Source organism: Cupriavidus sp. 291-E7 (genome assembly GCF_057798835.1).
Genome location: NZ_JBYOJV010000003.1, coordinates 105,899 through 127,259, shown reverse-complemented (window position 1 = coordinate 127,259; position 21,361 = coordinate 105,899). Strand labels below are relative to the sequence as shown.

Annotated in this window: 18 protein-coding genes; 4 read left to right on the top strand and 14 right to left on the bottom strand. The window is 64.1% G+C overall.

All coding sequences use genetic code 11. The features are described from left to right. Position 1: 1 nt before the first annotated feature. The 7 genes from AC3FLX_RS06550 to AC3FLX_RS06520 form a co-directional block, all read right to left on the bottom strand. A complete protein-coding gene (locus AC3FLX_RS06550; protein ID WP_488694948.1) occupies positions 2-688 on the bottom strand; it encodes a hypothetical protein in 687 nt (228 codons plus the stop codon). Between the two features lie 140 nt (positions 689-828). Next, positions 829-4,020 carry an efflux RND transporter permease subunit gene (locus AC3FLX_RS06545; protein WP_488694946.1) on the bottom strand — a complete coding sequence of 1,064 codons (3,192 nt, stop codon included), beginning with the start codon at positions 4,018-4,020 and terminating at the stop codon, positions 829-831. 15 nt (positions 4,021-4,035) lie between these two features. After that, complete coding sequence (locus AC3FLX_RS06540; RefSeq protein WP_488694945.1) at positions 4,036-5,301, bottom strand: efflux RND transporter periplasmic adaptor subunit; 1,266 nt, start codon at positions 5,299-5,301, stop codon at positions 4,036-4,038. Positions 5,302-5,316: 15 nt separating this feature from the next. Further along, complete coding sequence (locus tag AC3FLX_RS06535) at positions 5,317-6,573, bottom strand: TolC family protein (RefSeq protein ID WP_488694944.1); 1,257 nt, start codon at positions 6,571-6,573, stop codon at positions 5,317-5,319. A 72-nt stretch (positions 6,574-6,645) separates the two neighbouring features. Beyond that, positions 6,646-6,987, bottom strand: a complete 342-nt coding sequence (czcI, locus tag AC3FLX_RS06530) for a cation efflux protein, CzcI family (protein WP_488694942.1) — start codon at positions 6,985-6,987, stop codon at positions 6,646-6,648. A 132-nt stretch (positions 6,988-7,119) separates the two neighbouring features. Further along, positions 7,120-8,100, bottom strand: coding sequence for a tripartite tricarboxylate transporter substrate binding protein (locus AC3FLX_RS06525; RefSeq protein WP_488694940.1), 981 nt, complete (start codon positions 8,098-8,100; stop codon positions 7,120-7,122). A gap of 26 nt (positions 8,101-8,126) precedes the next feature. Further along, positions 8,127-9,077 (bottom strand): pyridoxal-phosphate dependent enzyme, encoded by a 951-nt coding sequence (locus AC3FLX_RS06520; RefSeq protein ID WP_488694939.1) that lies wholly within the window; start codon positions 9,075-9,077, stop codon positions 8,127-8,129. A gap of 320 nt (positions 9,078-9,397) precedes the next feature. Here AC3FLX_RS06520 and AC3FLX_RS06515 point away from each other — a divergent pair, with 320 nt between their 5' ends. Beyond that, positions 9,398-10,315, top strand: a complete 918-nt coding sequence (locus AC3FLX_RS06515; protein WP_488694938.1) for a LysR family transcriptional regulator — start codon at positions 9,398-9,400, stop codon at positions 10,313-10,315. 7 nt (positions 10,316-10,322) lie between these two features. Here the strand turns inward: AC3FLX_RS06515 and hmpA are convergent, their stop codons facing one another. Together hmpA and AC3FLX_RS06505 are read right to left on the bottom strand one after the other, a co-directional pair. After that, a complete protein-coding gene (gene hmpA / locus AC3FLX_RS06510) occupies positions 10,323-11,534 on the bottom strand; it encodes an NO-inducible flavohemoprotein (RefSeq protein WP_488694936.1) in 1,212 nt (403 codons plus the stop codon). A gap of 78 nt (positions 11,535-11,612) precedes the next feature. Then, positions 11,613-12,608, bottom strand: a complete 996-nt coding sequence (locus AC3FLX_RS06505; protein ID WP_488694934.1) for an NADPH:quinone reductase — start codon at positions 12,606-12,608, stop codon at positions 11,613-11,615. A 416-nt stretch (positions 12,609-13,024) separates the two neighbouring features. On the opposite strand from AC3FLX_RS06505, the gene AC3FLX_RS06500 reads away from it, so the two are divergent. Beyond that, positions 13,025-13,423, top strand: a complete 399-nt coding sequence (locus AC3FLX_RS06500) for a ProQ/FinO family protein (protein ID WP_488694932.1) — start codon at positions 13,025-13,027, stop codon at positions 13,421-13,423. A 297-nt stretch (positions 13,424-13,720) separates the two neighbouring features. Then, entirely contained in the window at positions 13,721-14,452 is a 732-nt protein-coding gene (locus AC3FLX_RS06495) for a glutathione peroxidase (protein WP_488694930.1), read from the top strand. Positions 14,453-14,540: 88 nt separating this feature from the next. Here the strand turns inward: AC3FLX_RS06495 and AC3FLX_RS06490 are convergent, their stop codons facing one another. Further along, entirely contained in the window at positions 14,541-16,667 is a 2,127-nt protein-coding gene (locus AC3FLX_RS06490) for a LamG-like jellyroll fold domain-containing protein (RefSeq protein ID WP_488694928.1), read from the bottom strand. Between the two features lie 274 nt (positions 16,668-16,941). Between AC3FLX_RS06490 and AC3FLX_RS06485 the strand changes: the two genes are divergently transcribed. Beyond that, positions 16,942-18,435 (top strand): chloride channel protein, encoded by a 1,494-nt coding sequence (locus AC3FLX_RS06485; protein WP_488694927.1) that lies wholly within the window; start codon positions 16,942-16,944, stop codon positions 18,433-18,435. Between the two features lie 42 nt (positions 18,436-18,477). Here AC3FLX_RS06485 and AC3FLX_RS06480 read toward each other — a convergent pair whose 3' ends face one another. The 4 genes from AC3FLX_RS06480 to AC3FLX_RS06465 all read right to left on the bottom strand — a co-directional run bounded on the left by AC3FLX_RS06480 (position 18,478) and on the right by AC3FLX_RS06465 (position 21,353). Further along, on the bottom strand, positions 18,478-18,912 hold the full coding sequence (locus AC3FLX_RS06480) for a DUF6691 family protein (protein ID WP_488694926.1): 435 nt from the start codon (positions 18,910-18,912) through the stop codon (positions 18,478-18,480). Positions 18,913-18,914: 2 nt separating this feature from the next. Next, entirely contained in the window at positions 18,915-19,349 is a 435-nt protein-coding gene (locus AC3FLX_RS06475) for a YeeE/YedE family protein (RefSeq protein WP_488694924.1), read from the bottom strand. 92 nt (positions 19,350-19,441) lie between these two features. Further along, positions 19,442-20,359, bottom strand: coding sequence for an SMP-30/gluconolactonase/LRE family protein (locus AC3FLX_RS06470; RefSeq protein ID WP_488695587.1), 918 nt, complete (start codon positions 20,357-20,359; stop codon positions 19,442-19,444). Between the two features lie 25 nt (positions 20,360-20,384). Beyond that, positions 20,385-21,353, bottom strand: a complete 969-nt coding sequence (locus AC3FLX_RS06465; RefSeq protein ID WP_488694922.1) for a Bug family tripartite tricarboxylate transporter substrate binding protein — start codon at positions 21,351-21,353, stop codon at positions 20,385-20,387. Positions 21,354-21,361: the final 8 nt, after the last annotated feature.

The following is a 21,361-nucleotide window of genomic DNA, read 5'->3' as shown; positions in this document are numbered from 1 at the left end:
ATCAGCGCTGCCCGGCCGCCTTTGGCGGCGCGCAGCAGCGCTGGGCGTCGATGGTGCGGTTCCGGCAGGCCGCCAACGGCGGCGGGTTCTTGCACAACAGCGCATTCGCCGGGCGCGCGTACTTGAACTGCTGGTCGATCATGCACAGCTCCGCCGCGGCAATGTCGTTCAGCAACATGGAATCGGCCGGCTTCTCCACCGTGTGATAGCCGCACGCCGTCATGGCGCGCTTGACGCCTTCCGTGTCCGTGTCGGGACGGCTCCAGTACGTGTATGCAGGCGGCAGCGCCGGGCGGCGCGCGATCCGGCCGGGGTCGAAATCGGGGTCGGTGCCAAAGGTCTTGCCGCGCGGCACGTTGGCGCAGGCAGGCAGATCCGGGAAATCAACGCAGGCGATGCGGCGCCCCTTGTACGTAAATCCGCTGGCGATCATGCACAGTTCCGCGGCCGCAAACGCATTGCCGCTCATGTTGGCGCCGCTATTGCCTGTCGGACTGGCGAAGCCGCAATCGAGCATGGCACTCCGTACACCATCCTCCGCCACGCCAGCCTTCTCCCACATCGTGTACGCCGGCGGATTCGGCTGAAAGGGGCGCGTCGCGCAGGCACTCAGCGCGAGCAGTGCAGCCGTCAGCGCGGCATTGCGCAGCAGTTTCGCGTGACGGCGCGTCGATTGGGCATCGATCATGTACGTGGCTGTAGAGCTCGGGAACCGCATTCTAAGCCACGCCCCGTTCGGCGCATTGCATGCCGTACACCCCATCAGTGCGGATCGTTCCGAGCCTGGGCAGCAAAAAGGGGCGGTGCCCGACCGCCCCTTCCGTTGCCTCATGCAGGCTGTTGACCAGGCTCCGATTGATCGCCCTGCGCGACGGGCAGGCGCATATCCTCCGCATCCTCGTCTTTCCGATGAACCAGCCGATAGAGCACCGGCAGCACCAGCAAGGTCAGCGCCGTGGAAGACAGGATGCCGCCAATCACGACCGTCGCCAACGGACGTTGCACCTCGGCACCCGTGCCCGTGGCGATGGCCATTGGCACGAAGCCAAGAGACGCCACCAGCGCGGTCATCAGCACCGGACGCAACCGCGTCAGCGCCCCGACGCGCACGGCGCTGTCCAGCGAGTGGCCATCCTCACGCAGCGAGCGGATGAATGACAGCATCACCAGCCCGTTGAGCACCGCCACGCCGCATAGCGCGATAAAGCCCACCGCCGCCGTGATCGACAGCGGGATACCACGCAGCCACAGCGCCAGGATGCCGCCCGTCAACGCAAAGGGAACGCCCGTGAAAACCAGCAAGCCGTCCTTGATGTTGTTGAACATGACAAAGAGCAGGACGAACACCAGCAGCAAGGCAACCGGCACCACGACCTGCAGCCGGTTCTTGGCCGACTGCAGTTGTTCGAACGTGCCGCCCCATGTCGTCCAGTAGCCGGCCAGAATCTTCACCTGGCTCTGAATCGCCGCCTCGGCCTCCGGCACGAACGATCCGATATCGCGCCCGCGCACGTTCGCACTGACCACGATGCGGCGCTTGCCGTCCTCCCGCGAAATCTGGTTCGGACCGGGCGACATCTCCAGCGTCGCCACTTCGCTGAGCGGAATAAAGGTCGTCTTGGCATCGACAGCCTTGGGCAACGGTATCGGCAGCCGGCGCAGCGCTTCCACCTCTCCGCGCACGCTCTCCGGCAGACGCACGACAATATCGAAGCGGCGATCGCCCTGGAAGAACGTGCCGGACTCCCGTCCGCCCACGCCCGTCGCCACCGCTTCCTGCACGTCGCTCATGTTCAGCCCGTACCGTGCCGCCTTGTCGCGGTCGATGTTGACGGTCAGCATCGGCAAGCCAGTGGTCTGCTCCACCTTGACCTCCTGCGCGCCCCGAATGCCCTGCAGCACGGCGGCCACTTTCTTCGCCGTGTCGTCGAGCACCTTGTTGTCGTCGCCGAAAATCTTGACTGCAACATCCGAGCGAACTCCGGAAATCAACTCGTTGAACCGCAGCTGGATCGGCTGCGAAAACTCGTAGTTGTTGCCCGGGATCTTGCCCACCTCCGCCTGAATGGCCGCCATCAGTTCGGCGTGGGATTTCTTCGGCTTCGGCCAGTCCTTTTCCGGCTTGAGCATGATGTAGCCGTCGGAGATATTTGGCGGCATCGGATCGGACGCGATTTCCGCGGTGCCGGTCCGTGCAAACACACGGTCGATCTCCGGGAACTTCGCTTTCAGCGTCGCCTCGATCTTCTTCTGCATTTCCACGGACTGCGACAGGCTGGTACCCGGTATGCGCAGCGCCTGGATCGCCATGTCTCCTTCGTTCAGGTTTGGAACAAACTCGCTGCCCAGCCGCGCCGCAATGGCGACGCAGAGCACGATCGACACCACGGCGAACGTCAGCACCACCGGCGTGTTCGCCAGCGATTTTTCCAGCAGCGGTTCATACCGCTGCTTGGCCCAGAGCATGATCCGGTTTTCCTTCTCGGCCACGCGCTCACCGATGAAGAGCGCCACCGCCGCCGGCACGAAAGTCACCGACAGGATCATCGCGCCAAGCAGGGCCAGCACGACCGTGAATGCCATCGGGTGGAACATCTTGCCTTCGACACCCGTCAGCGCAAAGATCGGCAGGTAGACGATCATGATGATGAGCTGGCCGAAGATCAGCGGCCGCCGCGCCTCTCTGGCCGCCGCGAAGACCTCATGGAAGCGCTCGGTACGGGTCAGCGGACGACCATGATGCGCCTGCGCATGCGCCAGACGGCGCACGCAGTTCTCCACGATCACCACCGCGCCGTCGACGATGATCCCGAAGTCCAGCGCCCCGAGACTCATCAGGTTGGCACTGATCCTGTAGTTCACCATTCCCGTGAATGTGAACAGCATCGCCAGCGGAATGATCATCGCCGTGATCAGCGCCGCGCGGATATTGCCGAGGAACAGGAACAGGATGGCGATGACCAGCACCGCGCCCTCCAGCAGGTTCTTCTTGACCGTGGCAATCGCCTTGTCGACCAGACGGGTCCGATCGTAGACGGTCACGATCTTGACGCCCTCCGGCATCGTGCGATTGATCGCGGCCACTTTCTTGTCGACGGCCTGCGACACCGCACGGCTGTTCTCGCCAATCAGCATGAACACGGTGCCGAGCACGACTTCCTTGCCGTTCTCGGTGGCGGCGCCGGTCCGCAGCTCCTTGCCGATCTCCACATCGCCGATATCGCGGATGCGGATCGGCTGGCCCTGGGCGGTGCCCACGATGATGTTGCGGATGTCGGCCTCGGACGCAACCTGCCCCGGCGCGCGAACCAGATACTGTTCGCCGCGCCGCTCGATGTAGCCCGCGCCAACGTTGTCGTTGTTCTTGTTCAGCGCATTGACCACGTCGGTCAACGTCAGCCCGTATGAAGCCAGACGCTCCAGGCTGGGCGCGACAAGGTACTGCTTGTCGAAGCCACCAATCGTGTTGATTTCCGTCACGCCTGGCACATTGCGCAGTTGCGGCCGGACGACCCAGTCCTGAATTTCCCGCAGATCGGTCGGCGTATAGGCGGTGCCGTCCGCCTTGCGTGCGTTGTCCTCGGCTTCGACGGTCCAGAGATAGATTTCGCCGAGGCCGGTGGAGATCGGCCCCATCGCGGGCACCACGCCAGCCGGCAGGTTCTCCTTGGCCTCCTGGATGCGCTGGTTGACGAGCTGCCGGGCGAAGTAGATGTCGGTGCCGTCCTTGAAAATGACAGTGACCTGCGACAGCCCGTAACGGGACAGCGAGCGTGTCTGCTCCAGTCCCGGCAGGCCGGCCATCACGACCTCGATCGGATAGGTGATGCGCTGCTCGGTTTCCAGCGGCGAGTAGCCCGGCGCCGAAGTATTGATCTGCACCTGGACGTTGGTGATGTCTGGCACCGCGTCGATGGGCAGGCGGTTGTAGTTGTAGATGCCCAGCGCGGCCATGCCAAACACTGCGAGCAGCACCAGCCATCGCTGCTCGATGGCGAATCGGATGATACGTTCAAACATTGCTGTCTCTCCGTATCAATGGCTGTGTTCGGCGCTGGACTTGCCAAGCTCGGCCTTGAGGACAAAGCTGTTTGCGGCGGCGTAGCGCGCACCGGCCTTCAGCCCCTCGACCACCTCGACGGTCTTGCCATTGGAGCGGCCGGTCTTCACCGGCTGCACCACAAACCCACCGTCCGCCTCCACAAACACGACGCTCTTGCCTTCCACCTCCTGGATGGCCTCGGCCAGGACGGCCACGGGAACGTCCACCCCCGTGCCGAACACGTTGACGGTGACGAACAGGCCCGGCCGCCATGCCATTTGCGGGTTGGTCAGCGTCACGCGCGCCTTTGCCGTGCGCGTCTGCTCACCCAGAAGCGAGCCCACGTATGAGATGGTGCCCTCGGCCTTCACATCCGACGATGTCGAAGTAATCGAAGCCTTTTCGCCGATGCGGACCTTTTCGAGATCCTTGGCCGACACCACAAACTCGGCCCACACCGACGAGAGGTCCGACAGCGTGAACACGTTGGCGTTATCGGCCACTGCCTCACCCAGCGAGATATGTTTTTCGACGATCATGCCGTCGAAGGGCGCGCGCAGTTCGTAGCGGTTCAGTGCAGTGGAGTTGCTGCTCGCACCAATCGCGGTGAGCTTCTGCTGGGCGTTCTGGACGCTGATCTGCGCTTCCTGCAGCGCGTTGCGCGCGGCAAGATAGTCCTGCTCGGCGGAGATCTTCTGCTCGAACAGTTTCTTTTCCCGATCGAACGTGACGCGCGCCAGGTCGAGCCGCTTTTGCGCCGCCAACAATTCGCTGCGCTGATCGGACAACCCCGAACTGGCAAGCACCGCCAGCACCTGGCCCTTCCTGACCTGCTGGCCGATGTTTGCCGGCACGCTTTCCACCACGCCCGCCAGGCGCGGCACCACGTGCGCGGTCCGGTCTTCGTTGAACCGGATTTCGCCCGGGAACTGCACGCCCATCTGCACCGTGGCCGGTCCGGCCGTCTGGACGACCACGCCTGTCGCGGCGCGCTGATCCGGAGTCAGCGCAATCTTGTCGTTCGCGGGCTGACTGTCCGTTGGCTGCGCCGGCTTAGGCGCAGCCGTCTTCTCATTGTGTTCGCCGTCCGAGTGCCCTTCGGCATCGGCGTGCGCGCCTTCTGAATGCCCTTCGGCCTCCGAATGCTCGCCGTGCGCATGCTCGGCAGACCGCCCGCTCAGCAATACCGCAGCCGTTGCAATGCCGCCCACCAGTGCGATGGCTGCGATGGCAGCCTTCTGCTTTCGAGTCATAACCATGATTGCTGAATCCCGTTATCGTCCCAGAATGCGATCGATCGTCGTCGCCGCCTGATAGGTTTGCCCCAGCACGCCGAGGTAGCGGATGCGTGCCTGGAACAACGTGCGTTGCGCGTCCAGAACGTCCAGGTAATTGAATTTGCCGGCCTCGAAGCCGATGGTTGCCGCATTGAACGCCTGCTCCGCGCCGGGCAGAACGGTGGACTTCAGGGTCTGCGCGGAGGCGCGGGACACCGAAAGCTGGTTCGATGCCTGCAACAGGTTCCGGGTCAGATTGATGCGATTGGCCAGGTATTCGTCCTGTGCCTTGTCCGCCTGCCGGATCGCGGAATACAGGTTGCCCTGATTGCGATCGAAGATGGGCAGCGGAATTGCCACGCCAATCACGGCCATGTTGCGGTTGGCTTCGTTGTCGCGCTTGGCGCCCAGACTTACGGTGAGGTCGGGATACTGCCGGCTGCGCTCCACGTTGATCACGGCCTGGCGGCGATCCAGCTCCGCCTTGCTGGCGGCAACCAGCGGCGAGTTTTCCAGTTCCTTCTGGAGCATGTCGGGCGCGGGCCGGGACGGCAGCGCGTCCAGGTTGCCTTGCGCCTCAGCGAACTGCGGCGCGGCATTGCCCCAGAGCGCTGTCAGCGCCTGGCGCGCGGACTGCAGGCCGGCCGTTGCCTCGGCAAGTTCCAGCTCGGCATTGGCCTGTTCGACCTTTGCCTTGGTTTCGTCCACCGGCGAGATTTTTCCGGCGGCCACCCGGCGGGCGGCGGCTTGCGCGCCACGCGCCGCGATCTCGGCGGAACCGGTCGCCAGCTTGACCCGCTCCTGCTCGATCAGTACCGCGAAGAAACTCTCGATGACCTGCGCGCGGATATCGCCACGCACGCTGGCCAGCGTCGCCTGCGCAAGCTCGCGGGTACGCTCCGCCGCGTCGATGCGGGCCGAGCGCTTGCCGCCCAGTTCGATCGGGATATTGACCTGCGCGGTCGTCGAACGGCTCGACCGCCGGGTGTCTTCCATCACGGCGGCAATCTCGGGGTTCGGGATGGTCCGCGCCTGCATGATGCCGCCCTCGGACGCATCCACCTCCCTGGCGGCGGCGGACAGGCTGAAGTTACTCGCCGCGGCAAGAGAGAGCGCGGCGTCGAGGGTCAACGGACCCGCGGTCTCCTTGGGAAACACAGGCACCGCAGGCGTACGGGTATCGGGTTGCGCAACGGCAACGATTGGGCTGAGAAATGCTACCGCCAGCCCGAGCGGCAGAAATAGTCTTCGCATCGAATTGCACCAGGATTTTTGACCGGGAGAATTCGGCGAGACGAGAAAGTGAGGAAGTCTTCGTCCCGCCGATCAGGCGAGACGCAGCCACTGAGGACGATCTGGCGCCCTCGGATTCAGCGAGGTGAAATCCGACCGGTGGCGACTATCGAGGTTTTGCACGCGCTGTGCGCTGGCAATCTCCAGCGACGCCGCATACACGAACGGCAGCGACACTATGTGACACACGCCACAATCTGTGTCGATCACCGGCTTCTTCTCCAGGTCGGTGCTGGAGTCCTGATGGCGGTGTTCGTGATGTCCCAGGTGCCAGCTGGCGGAAGCCGTTTCGTGCTGGCAATAGCGTGCCGCCGCCGCCCAGGAAAACTGGAACGGCAGAATGAGCAGCACGAGTATCAGGACGAAGCGTCGCATGCGAGCGGCAGGAATCCCCGCGTGGGGCAGGAGTGATCACGGTAAAAAACGCCCACGGAGTTTACCTGAATCCGTCCCTTCCAACATTAAAGTCAGATTACGTTTGGGCGCTTTGAGTGAGCAGCCCGGCCCTCACTCGGGCTGAATTCCTGCCTGCTTTACAAGCGCGCCCCAGCGATCGACCTCACCGCGCATCCGGTCGCCGAGCTGCGCGGCCGTCGATGCTTTCAGGTCGATGCCCTGGCTGTCGAGCCGTGCCCTGGTCTGCGGATTCGCCAGCGCGGCACGCACCTCGTCGCCCAGCCGTGTCACCACGGCGGTCGGCGTGCGGGCCGGAGCCACCAGCGCCCACCACTGACCGACCTGCAGGTTCGGCAGTTTCGCCTCGGCGGCGGTCGGCACATTGGGCAATGCGGGCAGGCGCGTCGGGCCGGTGACCATCAGGGCGGTGATCTTCCCGCCACCGAGCAGGCTGCTGCCACTGGCAAGCGTGGCAAAGTGGCCGGCCACCAGTTGCGCCGAGACATCGGTCAACGCCGGGGCGGAGCCACGGTATGGCACGGCGTCGACGGGGATGCCCGCCTGGGCCTCGAACATCTTGGAGGCCAGGTGGCTGATCGTGCCATTGCCGCTGGTGGCCAGTTGCAGCGGCGTTCCCTGCTTGCGCGCATCGGCCAGGAATTTCTGGATGTCGCCGGGACGATAGCGCGCGCTATCGGCAAACAGTACAAGCGGCGATTCGCCAAGCAGCGACACCGGTGTGAAGTCGCGCAGCACGTCGTAGGACATCTGCCGGAACACCGATGGCGCGATCGTATGCGCCAGTTCGATGACGCCCAGCGTGTAGCCATCGGGCGCGGCCTTGGCCACCGCTTCGGCACCGATACGCCCCGAGGCTCCCGCGCGGTTTTCCACCACCACGGTCTGTCCCATCGACTCGCTCATCCGCTGCGCCACGGCGCGGGCCAGCGCATCGGTACTGCCACCCGCCGCCCACGGCACGATCAGGCGGATGGGCTTGTCGGGATACCCGGCATGCGCCGCCGGCGCGTGGAAAAATCCGAGGGCGGCCAGGCAACATGGAAGCGAGGCAATCAGATTGCGCAATGTCATGGGGAAGTCTCCGGTCTGTATCGAAATCATGTCTGCGCGGGATCTCTGTCGCCGCGTGCCGTCAGCATCAGAAGCACGGTTTCCGATGCATCGATATGCCCGCCCTCGCGCAGCATCCGCGCCGCGGCCAGGCCCGCACCCGCGCAGAGTTCCACCCAGAATCCGGCCGATGCCAGTTGCCGGGTCGCCGCACGCGCGGCGTCGTCTTCCACGACGACCGCACCGCCGCCCGACCGCGTCGCCGCGAACACCTGCTGCGCCGTCACCGTCGAGCCTGCTGTCGAAAACTGCTGCGTGGCGCCAGGGAAATCATCCTGCTGCGACTCGCCGACCAGCACGCGCGACAGGCGTGGGAACGGCTCCACCGCCCAGAGCATCGGCATTCGGTCGATCAACCCGGCCGCGACGAGATCGCGCAGCGCGCTGTAGATTCCCCACAGCAGGTCACCCCGCGCTGTCGGCACCATGACGTGGTGCGGCTGGCATCCCTGCTGCACCCATTCGAGCGCGGCAGCGCGATAGCCTTCCACTCCGAACACCGGGCTACCCACGGCGGGAATGCTGTAGTTGGTCAGGGCGAAGGCGCCATCGTCGCGCACGCGGCGGCGCACATGGTCCCATCGCGCATGGCCCGTGTCGCAGATGATGCGGCGCGCGCCGTAGTAGCGCAGCGCCGCATCGAAGACCGGCGGCAGGTCACGATAGGTGGCCACTTCGCAGGTCAGCCCGCCCGCCGCGCAGTAGGCCGCGGCGGAAACGGCCGCATTGCCGCTTGATGCCAGTACGACTTCGCTGGCGCCAACCGCGAGCGCCCGGCTCACGGCCTGGGCCGACATACGGTCCTTGTGCGACCCGGTCGGGTTCGCCCCCTCGTTCTTGATCCAGAGCGACGCCACACCCGTCGACGCCGCCAGCGCGGGCACCGGCAGGCACGGCGTGGCGCCTTCGCCCAGGGTTACACCGTCCAGATAGGGCATCCAGTGGCCCCATGTATAACCTCTTCTTCTCGGCGAAAAATCGAAGGCGCGTGGATCGTAGACCGCCTCAAGACTGCTGGGACGACCCTGGCTGGCACAGGCAGGGCAACCTTCGGGCAATTCGGCAACCGGATATTCGGCGCCGCATGTGATGCACCGCAACCCATGCAGGGCGGGATTCTGAACGGGGACGGCGAACGGGGAAGGATGGTGGCGCATGGCGGCAGGCAACGATGGCATGACGCAAAGTCTACGTTCGGCGCGACCGGCCAGGGGAAAGGCGGGATGCCTATACAATAAGCCAAACTTATAGGGTGGATATGAACGCGCCAACCGGACAGACCATCAGTGCCCGCCAGATCGAAGTGTTTCGGATGGTCATGCGCCTGGGTTCCGCACGCCGCGCCGCGGAGGCGCTGCACATCAGCCAACCGGCGGTGACCCAGATCGTCCTGCAACTGGAGAACGCCGCGCGGCTCAAGCTATTCGACCGCAGCAAGGGCCGCATGGTGCCGACGGCTGAAGCCACGGCGCTGATGGATGAAGTGGAGCGCGTCTACGTCGGGCTGGATGCCGTGCAGCGCAAGCTCGAACTGCTGCGCACACACGAAGACACGGTCTTGCGCGTGGGCGCGCTGCATGCGATGGCGGCCAGCGTGATGCCGATGGCGGTCGCCAACTTCGCGCACAGCTACCCGCGCAGCCATTGCAAGCTCGAAGTCGATAGTTCACGCGCGCTGCGGGAGCGGCTGCTCCAGCGTGAGCTGGACCTGGCATTCATGGGCGATGAGGTCGATACCAGCGGCCTGACCGCGTCCGAATTCTATGCAGTGCCGGCGGTCTGCATCGTTCCCGCGACGCATCCGTATGCCACGCGCGCCAAGGTCAACGTGACTGACCTGGCCGATGCGCCGCTGATCGGCCTCGATGCCGCCGACCCTGCTCAACGGCAACTTGAGACGGACTTCGCCGCGCACCAGCTGGTGCCGAGATTCGCGGCCACGACTCCCTATAGCCATACGCAGTGCGCGCTGGTGCTGGCCGGCGCGGGGCTGGCCATCACCAATCCGCTCGTGGCGCGCACGTACGCGCCGCTGGGCCTCCGGAGCATTCCGTTTGCCGGCCCGGTGCGATTTCGCGCCGTTCTGGCATTCCATCCCGATCGTGGGCAGTCGGCGGCGGCACAGCACTTTGTCAGCCTGTGCCGTCACCGGGTGACGGATCTGCTCCGGGGTTGAGCGAGCGCTATTCGGCAAACAGGTCCGGACCGAATACCTCGTAGTGAATGCGCGCCTCGCGGACGCCCAGCTTCCTGATCGCGTCGTGTTGCATCCGCATGAACGGAATCGGCCCGCAGATGTAGTAGTCGGCGTCGGGCAGCGTGATCGCATCCTTGATCTTTTCGACTTCGACCAGGCCCGGGAAATCGAAGTCGGTCCCCGCCACGTCCTGTGGCAACGGGCTGTCGTAGAAGACGATGAGCTTGAAATTCGGCTGCGTCCTCGCGGTTTCGCGCAGCCTGTCGCGCATCGCGTGCACGCTGCTGTTCCGCGCGCCGTGTACGAACACCACCTGCCGGTCGGGGTCCTGGATGGCCTGTTTCAGCATGCTGATCATTGGCGTCAGGCCGACCCCGCCGCTGATCAGGACGATCGGCGTCCGGGCGTTCACGTCGATATGGAACGTGCCGTAAGGTGCGGCCAGCTTTACCTGATCGCCCTCGTTCACATGGTCATGCAGCAGGTTCGAGACGTAACCCGCTGGCTGCGCGCCACCCCCCTCCCGCTTGACCGAAATGCGGTACGTCCGGCCGTTTGGCATGTCCGACAGGCTGTACTGCCGGATCTGCTGCAAGCCTAGCGCGGGTACGTCGACGCCGATGCTGATGTACTGGCCCGGCTCGAAGTTCACCACCGGCGCGCCGTCCGCCGGCTCCAGCGTGAACGATGTGATCACACTGCTTTCCTGCGTCTTTTCCCGCACGATGAAACTGCGCCAGCCTGTCCAGCCTCCCGGCTGCCCCGCCGAGCGCTCATACAGGCCACTCTCCATGCCCATCAGCACATCCGCCAGATTTCCGTAGGCCTGCGCCCATGCCGAGATGATCTCATCGGTGGCGGCATCGCCGAGCACCTCCTTGATGGCGGCCAGCAGATGCTCGCCAACGATCGGATATTGCTCGGGCCGAACGCCAAGGCTGGCGTGCTTGTGAGCGATGTTGCCCAGCACGGCCATCAGGCTGCTCGGGTCCTCGATGTTCTCGGCATAGGCATAGACGGCGCGCGCCAGCGCCTGCTGTTGCTGGCCCTGTTCCTGATGCGCCATGTTGAACACGTTCTTCAGCTCCGGGTGCGCCGCGAACATCCGCTTATAGAAGCACTTGATGATGTCCAGGCCGTGCTGCGCCAGAACCGGCGCCGTCGCCTTCACGATGTCCTTCGTATGCTGGGTCAACATGGTTCGCTCCTGTCCCGGTGACTAGAACAGTCTTGTCAGAAACGAGTGATGTTGCAAGGCGGGTTCGGTGGCAGCCGGCTACGGGTTCGCCACGGGCTGGATATCGAGGATGACATTGCCGATCAGCTTCCCACCCTCCACCGCCTCATGTGCCTGTGCTATCTCATCCAGCGCAAAGCGCGCGCCGATGGTGTGCTGCAGCTTGCCCTCTTCCATCAGGCGGGTCAGCCCGGCGATGGCTCCCTGCCGGTCCGCGGGCGAAAGGTCATAGACGAGAAAGAACCGCAGGCTGATGGACCGGAACAGCAGATCCCGGAACGGAACCGGCGCGTCGCCATAGGCGTTCGAGCCATAGCAGACCAGTGTGCCGTGCGGCACCAGCACCCCCTTGGGAATCAGCTGTACGGTCGAGGAAAAATCCATGTCGACAATGGCGTCCACGCCATTCCCGCCGGTCAGCGCCATGACCCTCTCCGCAACCGACTCCTGCTTGTAGTCGATCGTTGACTGCGCGCCAGCCGCCATCGCATGCCTTGCCTTCTCCGCCGACCCCACGGTTCCGATGACACGCGCACCACGCTGCGCGGCGATCTGCACGACGTAGTGGCCGACGGCGGACGATGCCCCGATCACCAGGACGGTCTTGCCGGCGATGTCCCCCAGCAGGTGCACTGCCTGGAACGCGGTCAGCGCCGGAATGCCAAGACAGGCGCCCGCCGCCACATCCGTATTGGACGGCAATTTCACGGCCTGGGCTTCCGGCAACACGATGTATTCGGCGGCCGTACCCAGAGGACGCTGCCATTGCCCGTTCCAGATCCAGACCCGCTCCCCGACGCGCTCGGCGGCTACACCGTCGCCCACTGCATCGATGGTGCCTGCCCCGTCGCTGTGCGGCACGACCCTCTCGGTGCCCAGCGGACGGCTGCGTCGGGATTTGACGTCGGACGGATTGACGCCCGACGTAGCTAGCTTGACGCGAACCTCGCCGGCGCCCGGCACCGGGGTTGGCAATTCACCGGTTTCCAGGACTTCCCGGGCGTCTCCATTCTTGGTGTACCAGGCAGCGCGCATGATGTCTTCCTCATTCTTGATGGATCGAAAACCTGTATTCCTGCAGCGACAGGTGATTCTAGTCTTCCTTGCACACCCCTGGACGGGACCACGACACGGTCGAGGCTTTTATCGCCCGGCACGATCGATAGCCTGCCCCTGGTGCGCGACCGCCAAACCTGCTGCCCGGCGATCCGCTCACCGGCGCCAGGGCCTGTGCCGGCGCGGCTGATATAATCGCGCGACGTTTTATTGGGCTTGACGAAATGGGCTTCGAACAACTGGCAGCATTAAAGGCAAAACTGGCCGAACAGGCGAAGAAGGAAGCACGGGAACAGAAACCCCGCGCACGCCGTCCGGCGCCTTCCGCGAAGAACGCTGGGGCTTCCACCAAAACTCCCGCGCCTGCGGCTAAGAATCAGACCCCGGTCGACCCCGTGGTTCGTACCTTCGGCAAGCTGCAAAAGCGCTTTCCTCTCGCTTTCCCGAAGAATCCGGCACCCAAGGTGCCGCTGAAGGTCGGTATTTTCGAGGACCTGCTGGCGCATGCGCAGGAGCTTGCCCTGACCGAGGCGGAGCTGCGTGACGCGATCCGGACGTGGTGCCGTGGCGCCCGTTACTGGGCGTGCCTGACCGAAGGCGCCCAGCGGCTTGACCTGGCTGGCCAGGGTGCCGGGGTTGTCACTGAAGCCGATGCGCGCCGTGGACGCCAACTGCTTTCCGGCCGCACAAGGCAAGGCCAGGCGCAAGCCAAGGCACCCGCCCAGTCGGCACCTGCCGAGCCGGCACCCGCGCAGCCGGCACCCGAGCAGCCAGCACCCGCGCAGCCGGAATAATCATCGGCCCCGGCATCCCACTGCCGGGGTATCCGCCCCCCCTCGCGTGCCTTGAGCGCGATGGCGCGCCCCTCTTCACTTCCCCCGCTCTGCCATGCCCGCCGCATGGCGCCCCATTGCCGGCCGTTGGTGCATTTCGGGCACGGGAGTGTTGCCCGATCGGGCCGTCGACCGTCCAACGGTCGCAGCGCATACTGACTTCACAGGAAAAATCGGCCGGAAGCCCGCTTTGCCGCGCTCGCCTCGCGTAGCGCCGCGTGTGGTTTCCGGTCTCACTGACCGTCAATGGAGTCGATCATGCTGTCATCCCGAGAAGGCCATCGCGTTCCCAATGTCACGTTCCGAGTGCGGGACAACAATGAATGGAAGGACGTGACCACGGCCGACCTGTTCAACGGCAAGACCGTGGCCGTGTTCTCGCTGCCGGGTGCGTTCACGCCAACGTGTTCGTCGACCCATCTGCCGCGCTACAACGAACTGGCGCCGGCATTCCGGGCCGCCGGCGTGGATGCCATCCTGTGCGTGTCCGTCAACGACACCTTCGTGATGAACGAATGGGCCAAGGACCAGGAGTCGGCAAACATCACCATGATCCCCGACGGCAACGGTGCCTTCACCGATGGCATGGGCATGCTCGTGGACAAGGCCGACCTGGGCTTTGGCAAGCGTAGCTGGCGCTATTCGATGCTGGTCAGGAATGGCGTGGTCGACAAGATGTTCATCGAGCCGGACGAACCGGGCGACCCGTTCAAGGTTTCCGATGCCGACACGATGCTGAACCATATCGCCCCGAATTCGCGGCGCCCCGACCAGGTCGTGGTGTTCTCGAAAGTCGGCTGCCCGTTCTGCGCCAAGGCAAAGGAGCTGCTGTCGGAGCACGGCCTCATTTACGTGGACGTACCGCTCGATCACAAGATCCGTGGCAAGGTGCTGGGCGCGGTATCGGGCAGCATGACCGCGCCGCAGGTCTTCATCAACGGTCAGTGCATCGGCGGCGCGGAAGCGCTGGAGCAATACCTGCTGGGATAGGCGGCGTCAGAAACCTTCCGATGCTGACAGCCGTGCCGCCCCGATGCCGCCAACGGCACCAGGGCAACGCGGCGTCAGCCTTCGAGCATCACGCGCGCCGCGCGGTCAGCCACTTCTCGGCGCCGAGCGGCTCCGAACAGATCCGCACTTCGCCGATCTGGCCGAGGAAGCCGTTGGATGGCGTGTTCGCGTAGACGCCGCCACCAATCAGCATGCGGCTGGTGGCATTGACGAAGGCCAGGCCGCGTGTGTTGGACGCATTGCGCAGCACCGGTGCACCTTCCACGTACATCACGGTCTCATTGGTCGACGGACTGTTGACCACGGCAACGTGCACCCACCGTTCGGCGATGATTTCACCTGACCAGTTGGCGGCCGGATTCTTCGTACCGGCCGTGCTCGGCGTGACTTCCCACTGCACTTCGCGCAGGCTCGAGATCGCAAAGATCAACGGGCTTTCGTCACCATCGCCGCTGCCAAAGCCGGTGATGTCATCGCGCCGGCCCTCCCGCTCCATGATGTTCATCCAGGCGTTGTTGCCAGCCGTCCATGACGCCGGGATCTTGATGAACGCCTCGATCGTATAACCCAAATCGAACGTCACCGCATTGAGCGCCGCGGTGGTCTGCGTGGCGAAGTAGCTCATCCGTTGCGGCGAATTGGTCGAATTGGCGAACTTCACGCTGCCCGGCGCGGCGGACAGGTAGTGGTGATCATTCGACCAAGTCACGTCGCCAAGCTGGGCGGCGCCGCCGTTGGCCAACGCTTCACGTGCAATCGGGTTGGCGCCGGTCACATCGCTGATGACCTGACCCACCGGCACCGCCGCGCCATCGGCGCCGCCGAAGAAGCGCCAATGCGCCACCGTCGATGCCACCTGCGGGTAGTCGTTCGTATCAGCCGCCGGCTTCTTGTCAGTGGTGGCCGGCTCGGTGAAGTTGGCCAGGATGGCCGCTTTGGCCCGATCGTTGATCGGCGCGTTGTTTGCCGCCGGAATCGCGAACGCCGGGTTGAACCGCGCAAAGCGCTTGCGGAAATCGAAGTTGATCTCGAACTGCTGGTTTGCCTCGGTCAGCACGGCGACGTCGAATTCGCTCAACGATGCAGTGGGCTTCTGCGGCACCCACGGCGAGAACGAGATGACCTTGATCTTGTTGTTGGTCAGGTCGAATTCGTACAACCGCATCAGGCCATTACCGCCCATGTAGGCCATCTGGTAATCCACCACCATTTCTTCGACCGGGTTGCCGAAGTTGTTGACCTTGGTAAGGTGGGCGGCACCGTGATAGTGGCCGTTGAGCGTCATGAAGATCTGATCGTTGTCCTTGATCAGCTTCTCCCACAACATCAGGCCATAGGGCACTTCCAGCGGACTCACGCCATCCGGCGCGATATTGAGCAACTGGTGGGTGGACAGGATCACCGGCACCTTCGGATACCGGGCCAGCACGCCACGCGCCCATGCGATGGCCGCATCGGACGCGCGCCACGACATCGACAACACCATGAACTGATTGCCGTCCACCTGGAACAAATGGTACTCGTGGAACCCGGACGGATCGCGCCCGCCGAACGTCGCTTGGCGCTGTGCGCGCGTGGTCGGAAACGTCTTCAGATACGGTTCGTTGGCGAGATTGCGCTGCGCGTCGGTATTCGACGCCTGGCTCGTCGCATCGACGTAGTCGACGTCCGAGATCACATCGTGATTACCGGCCAGGATCGAATACGGTGCCTTCGCCGATTCCATGACGCCCATCGCCTCGTCGGCAATCTGCCATTGCAGCGGCTTGCCCTGCTGGTCGACCACATCGCCAAGGTGAATCGAAAACGGGATTCGGAGGTCGGCGGCATTCTGCGTGATCCACTTGGTCTGCGCCATGAATGGCGTGGAACCGTATTTGCGCTGGAACTGCAGGTTCTCGTCCGTCGTGGCATAGCGCGAATAGAACTGCGTATCGGGCAGCACCGCCAGCGCAAAGCTGGATACCTTACCAGTGGGCGTGGGCGACGTGCCTCCCGGCGTGCCGCCGCTACCCGGCGTGGTGGACGACGCATCGTCTCCACCACCGCATGCCGCCAGCAACGCCGAGCTGCCCAGCGACATGCCAATGCCTGCTTTCAGCAGAAGCCGCCGCTGGCGGTCTGGAATGCCCTCGAGTTGTTGGGTGCTGGCCTTTTCGATTTCGGCGGTAAGTTCCGGTCTGCTTTTACGCATGGCAATCGTTCTGAAGAATCTGAAAAAGCACTTATTCTCAGAAGACCGCGTGACTGCCGGATGACGAAAATATGATGGATTAAAGCTGGGAATTGCCGCCGCGAAAGGTCATTCCCAGTGTTGGTGCCTTGTTTCATCGAGCGCCGAAATCCTTGCGAAACGATGACGCGGATATCCCGAGCGTCGATTCAACGCCAATCAAGGGGAATGGCGCGTCGCCCGTGAAGCGTATAGATTCGAGTTCATTGCCAGCGCGGTGAATCACCCTCCAGCCATGTCAGATGCAAAAAACTCGTCCGATTCTTCAGCCGGCACGGACCCGGCGGAGCCACCGCGCCAGGAATCGGAACCAGCCGCCGGCGAGTCTGCCGCCGCAGGCAGCCCCAACCGCGAGCGCCTGCGCGAGCTTCGCCTTCGCACCTACCACGCGGCGCACCGCAAGCAACGGCAGATAGGGCGGATATCCCGCACATCGCTCAGGTATGGCGTATTCATGTGTGGCGCGGGATTCGTGGCAGTGTTTTCGATGGTCTTCGCGTGGATTGCCGAACTGGCACTGCACTGGAACGCGCAGGTGACACGCGCCACGCCCTGGCTCGCATTTGTGATGCTCCCCTTCGGCCTGGCGGCGCTGCGCTGGCTGACGATCCGGCTGGCGCCGCAAGCCCGGGGAAGCGGCATTCCACAGGTGATCGCCGCCGTGATGTTGCCGCCGGCTGGGGCTGCGCAGACCCTGCTCGTCTCTTTCCGTCAGGCGCTATGGAAGATTCCCCTGACGATCGGCGCGCTGCTTGCGGGGGCGTCCGTGGGCCGGGAAGGGCCATCGGTGCAGATCGGCGCGGCCGCGATGCTGGCTTGGGGCCGGTGGTGCCATGAAAAATTCCGATTCCGCATCGGCTTTCATCCCAATGCGCTGATTGCCGCCGGCGCCGCCGGAGGGCTCGCGGCAGCGTTCAACACACCGCTCGCCGGCGTCGTGTTTGCCATCGAGGAGCTGGGTAGAGGCACCGCGGTCCGATGGGATCGGCTCGTGCTATCTGGCGTGCTGACGGCTGGCTTTCTGTCGTTGGCGCTGTTCGGCAACAACCCGTATTTCAGCGTCAAGGTTGCGATGCTTCCGTTGCGCGAGGCATGGGGACCGGTGTTGCTGTGCGCGGTCGTCAACGGCGTGATGGGCGGCCTGTTCGCCAAGGCACTCATTGCCGGTGTGCCGGGACTTACGCCATCGGCATGGCGCGCCGCCGTGTCCCGGCATCCCATATGGGTAGCTTTCGGATGCGGGCTGGTTGTCGCCTTCCTTGGCTGGGCGACGGCCGGCGCCACGTTTGGCACCGGCTACGAGCAGGCCTCGGGCCTTATCAATGGCGAGCCTCACAGTACGCTGTGGTTCGGCCTGGCAAAGTTCGTGGCGACCGTGGTGTCCTACTTCGCTGGTATTCCGGGTGGAATTTTCACGCCGGCACTGGCCATTGGCGCGGGCATCGGACAGAACGTCGCGCATTTTGCCAGCGGGCTGGCCGAGCCGCGCATGCTCGCGCTCGTATCGATGGCCGCCTTTCTGGCCGCTGCCACGCAGGCGCCCATCACGGCAAGCGTCATCGTCATGGAGATGACCCGCACGCAGGATCTGACGCTATTCCTGCTGGCCGCGTCGTTGCTGGCCTCGTTCATCTCCCGTCAATTCAACCCGCACCCCTTCTACCACCACATGAGTCGTGAGTTCCGCAGGGAAGCGATGTCGATCAGCCGTCAGCAATCCGCCCCATAGATGCCGAGCCAGCGGCTATCGCATGGTTATTTTTGAAACGCGTCAGGCCGCCCGCTGCAGTCGGGCGCGGGCGCGCTCGATGACTTCGAATACGAACATGCCGGCCAGCATGGCCGCGACGAAACCCACTGCCTTGGGATAGCCCGCGCCCAACGCCACCAATGCCGGGCCCGGGCAAAATCCCGCCAGTCCCCATCCAATGCCAAAACATGCGCTGCCCAGCACGAGCCGCGCGGTCACCCCCGTACTCGCGGGCCATTGCATGGGCAATCCCAGAACCGTTCGCGTGCGACGCCGGGCGATGGCAACACCGAGCACACTCAGCGCGATCGCCCCGATCATGACAAAGGCGAGCGAAGGGTCCCAGGAACCGGCGAGATCGAGAAAGCCGAGCACCTTGGATGGATTGGCCATCCCCGAGACGATAAGCCCGACGCCAAAGACCAGACCGGCAAGCAAGGCGAAAAGGAATGGCATGATCACGCTCCAAGCAGATGACGCTGCACGAAGACCGTCAGGAATCCGGCGGCCATGAACGTCACTGTCGCCACCAGGGAACGGATAGCGCCACGGGAAATGCCGCAAACGCCGTGGCCGCTCGTGCAGCCGCTGGCATAGCGTGTGCCAAGCCCGACCAGGAAACCCGCAATCAGAACTTCAGGCCAGCCTGCCTCGATCTCCGCAACCGCGGGCATGCCGAACGCGAGCGTGAGCGCTGGCGCGCCAATCAGGCCGGCAAGAAAGGCAATCCGCCATGCCATGTCGTTGCGCGGGATACTGAGCAGGCCGCCCAGAATGCCGCTGATCCCGGCGATCCGGCCGTTGAACAGCAGCAGCACCGTCGCCGCTAGGCCGATCAGGACGCCGCCTGAAAGGGAGGCCCAGGGCGTGAAGTTGGAGAAGTCGATCAGCATGTTCACGTTTCCTTCGAGAAGGTCGTGATGATGCCATGTACTGCCAACATCCAGATTGAAATCGCCCGGGGGCATCAGCCGGCGACGAATCGCTATCGTCCCCCGTGCACGGGCGCACCGGCTTCCGGCATTTCGGCGCACAGGATGGTGCCGGTGGTGGACTCGGTCATCAGCAGCGTCTTTCCGTCTGCCCCGCCAAAGCAAAGATTGGTCAGCGATGCGCCGACGGGCGTGCGGATGATTTCAACTGGCTCGGCGCGATGGTTGAGCACCCAGACATAGCCAAGCCCCGGGTTGGCGACAAGCAGGAAGCCGTCGGCACGCATTGCCAGCCCATCCGGGCCGCTGGGTCCATAGGACGTGAAGAACTGCCCGACCTTGCTGACCGATCCATCCGCCTGCAGCGGCACACGCCAGACGCAGTTGCCGCGCGTCATTGCCACGTACAGCACCTTCTCATCGGGCGACAGCACCAGGCCATTCGGGCTGGGTGCGTTGCTCAGCAGAACGTCGAGCTTGCCGGCCGGCGACAAACGGTAGACGCGACCCGTGGGGTCATGCATGCCGGTCTGGCCCTGGTCCGTGAAATACAGATTCCCCGCCGAATCGAAGGTCAGGTCGTTGACACCACGAAAGCGCTCCGAGTTTCTGCGTTCGAGGAACGGGGTCACTGTGCCCGTCTTTGCGTCAAGCCGCATCAGCCCGTTGCGATAGTCGGTGATCAGAAAGTCTCCACCGGCCATGCGCTTCATGCCGTTCGGCTCGCCGTCGTACTCGGCCACGAGTTCCCAGTCGCCCTGCATCGACACGCGAAACACGCGGCCATAGGGGATGTCGGTCACCCAGAGATGGCCCTCTGACCAGACTGGACCTTCCAGGAACGAGTCGGTGACCGCGCCGCCACGATTGGCAAGTGACCAGGCGTTGTCCCGATCCTGCCGGCGAAACGACTCGGGAAGCCGGGTCAGCACCGTGGCATCGCGCAAGGTCGGTTGCTGGAAATACAGCATCATGGCTCTCCGCGGGTTATCGGGATCATTGCTTCTCGATATTGGCTTTCTGCGCAACGGCGGCCCATTGCGCGGTTTCCCGCTGGATCAGTTGCGCAAACGCGGGGCTGTCCAGGTCACCTGGCTGCGCGCCCATCTGCGCAAGAAATTCCTTCATGTCAGGCGCCTGGAGGGCTTTCTGGACCTCCGCCTGCAGTCGGGCGATCACTTCCCTGGGGGTGCCCTTCGGCGCTGCCAGGCCCGACCAGTTGAACAGGCTGAATGTGGGCAAGCCTGCTTCAGCGAAAGTTGGCACGTTCGGGAACACATCCACACGCTTCTTGCCGCTGATGGCCAGCAGGCGTATCTGGTTGCCCTTGACCGGCGCCAGCGCGGTCGGCGTGGACACCACCAGCAAATCGACGCTGCCGCCCAGCAGCCCCACCATTGCTTCGCCAGCGCCCTTGTAGGGGACGTGCATCAGCTTGATACCCGCCGCCTGCTGGAAGGCCTCGGCGGCAAAATGGGGCGAACTGCCAGGGCCGCCGGTACCGAACGTGACGTCGCCCGGATGGGCCTTCGCATAAGCGATGAGTGCACCCAGATCCTTGAAGCGCGAATCGGCCTTGACGCCGACGACCACGGGCGAGAACGCAAACGGCGCAATCGGCACCAGCGCGGTCTGGTGCTCCCAGTTCAGCTTTCTGAAAACGTAGGGCAGCGTGGTGTACGAATTGTCGTTGGCCAGCAGTGTGTAGCCGTCTGCCGGAGCGCTGAGCACCTGCATCGTACCGATGGTGCCGGACGCACCCGGCTTGTTCTCGACGACAAAGCTCTGCCCCATCTGCACCGTGAGCTTCTGCGCCACCTTGCGGGTCACCACGTCCACGGCGCCGCCCGGAGGATTTGGCACGACGATACGTACCGGCTTGTCAGGATAGGCCGCCAGCGCGGGCGTGCCCATGCCTGCCAGCGCCGAGACGGCGACCAGCGGCAAAAATATACGATGAATCATTGTTGTCT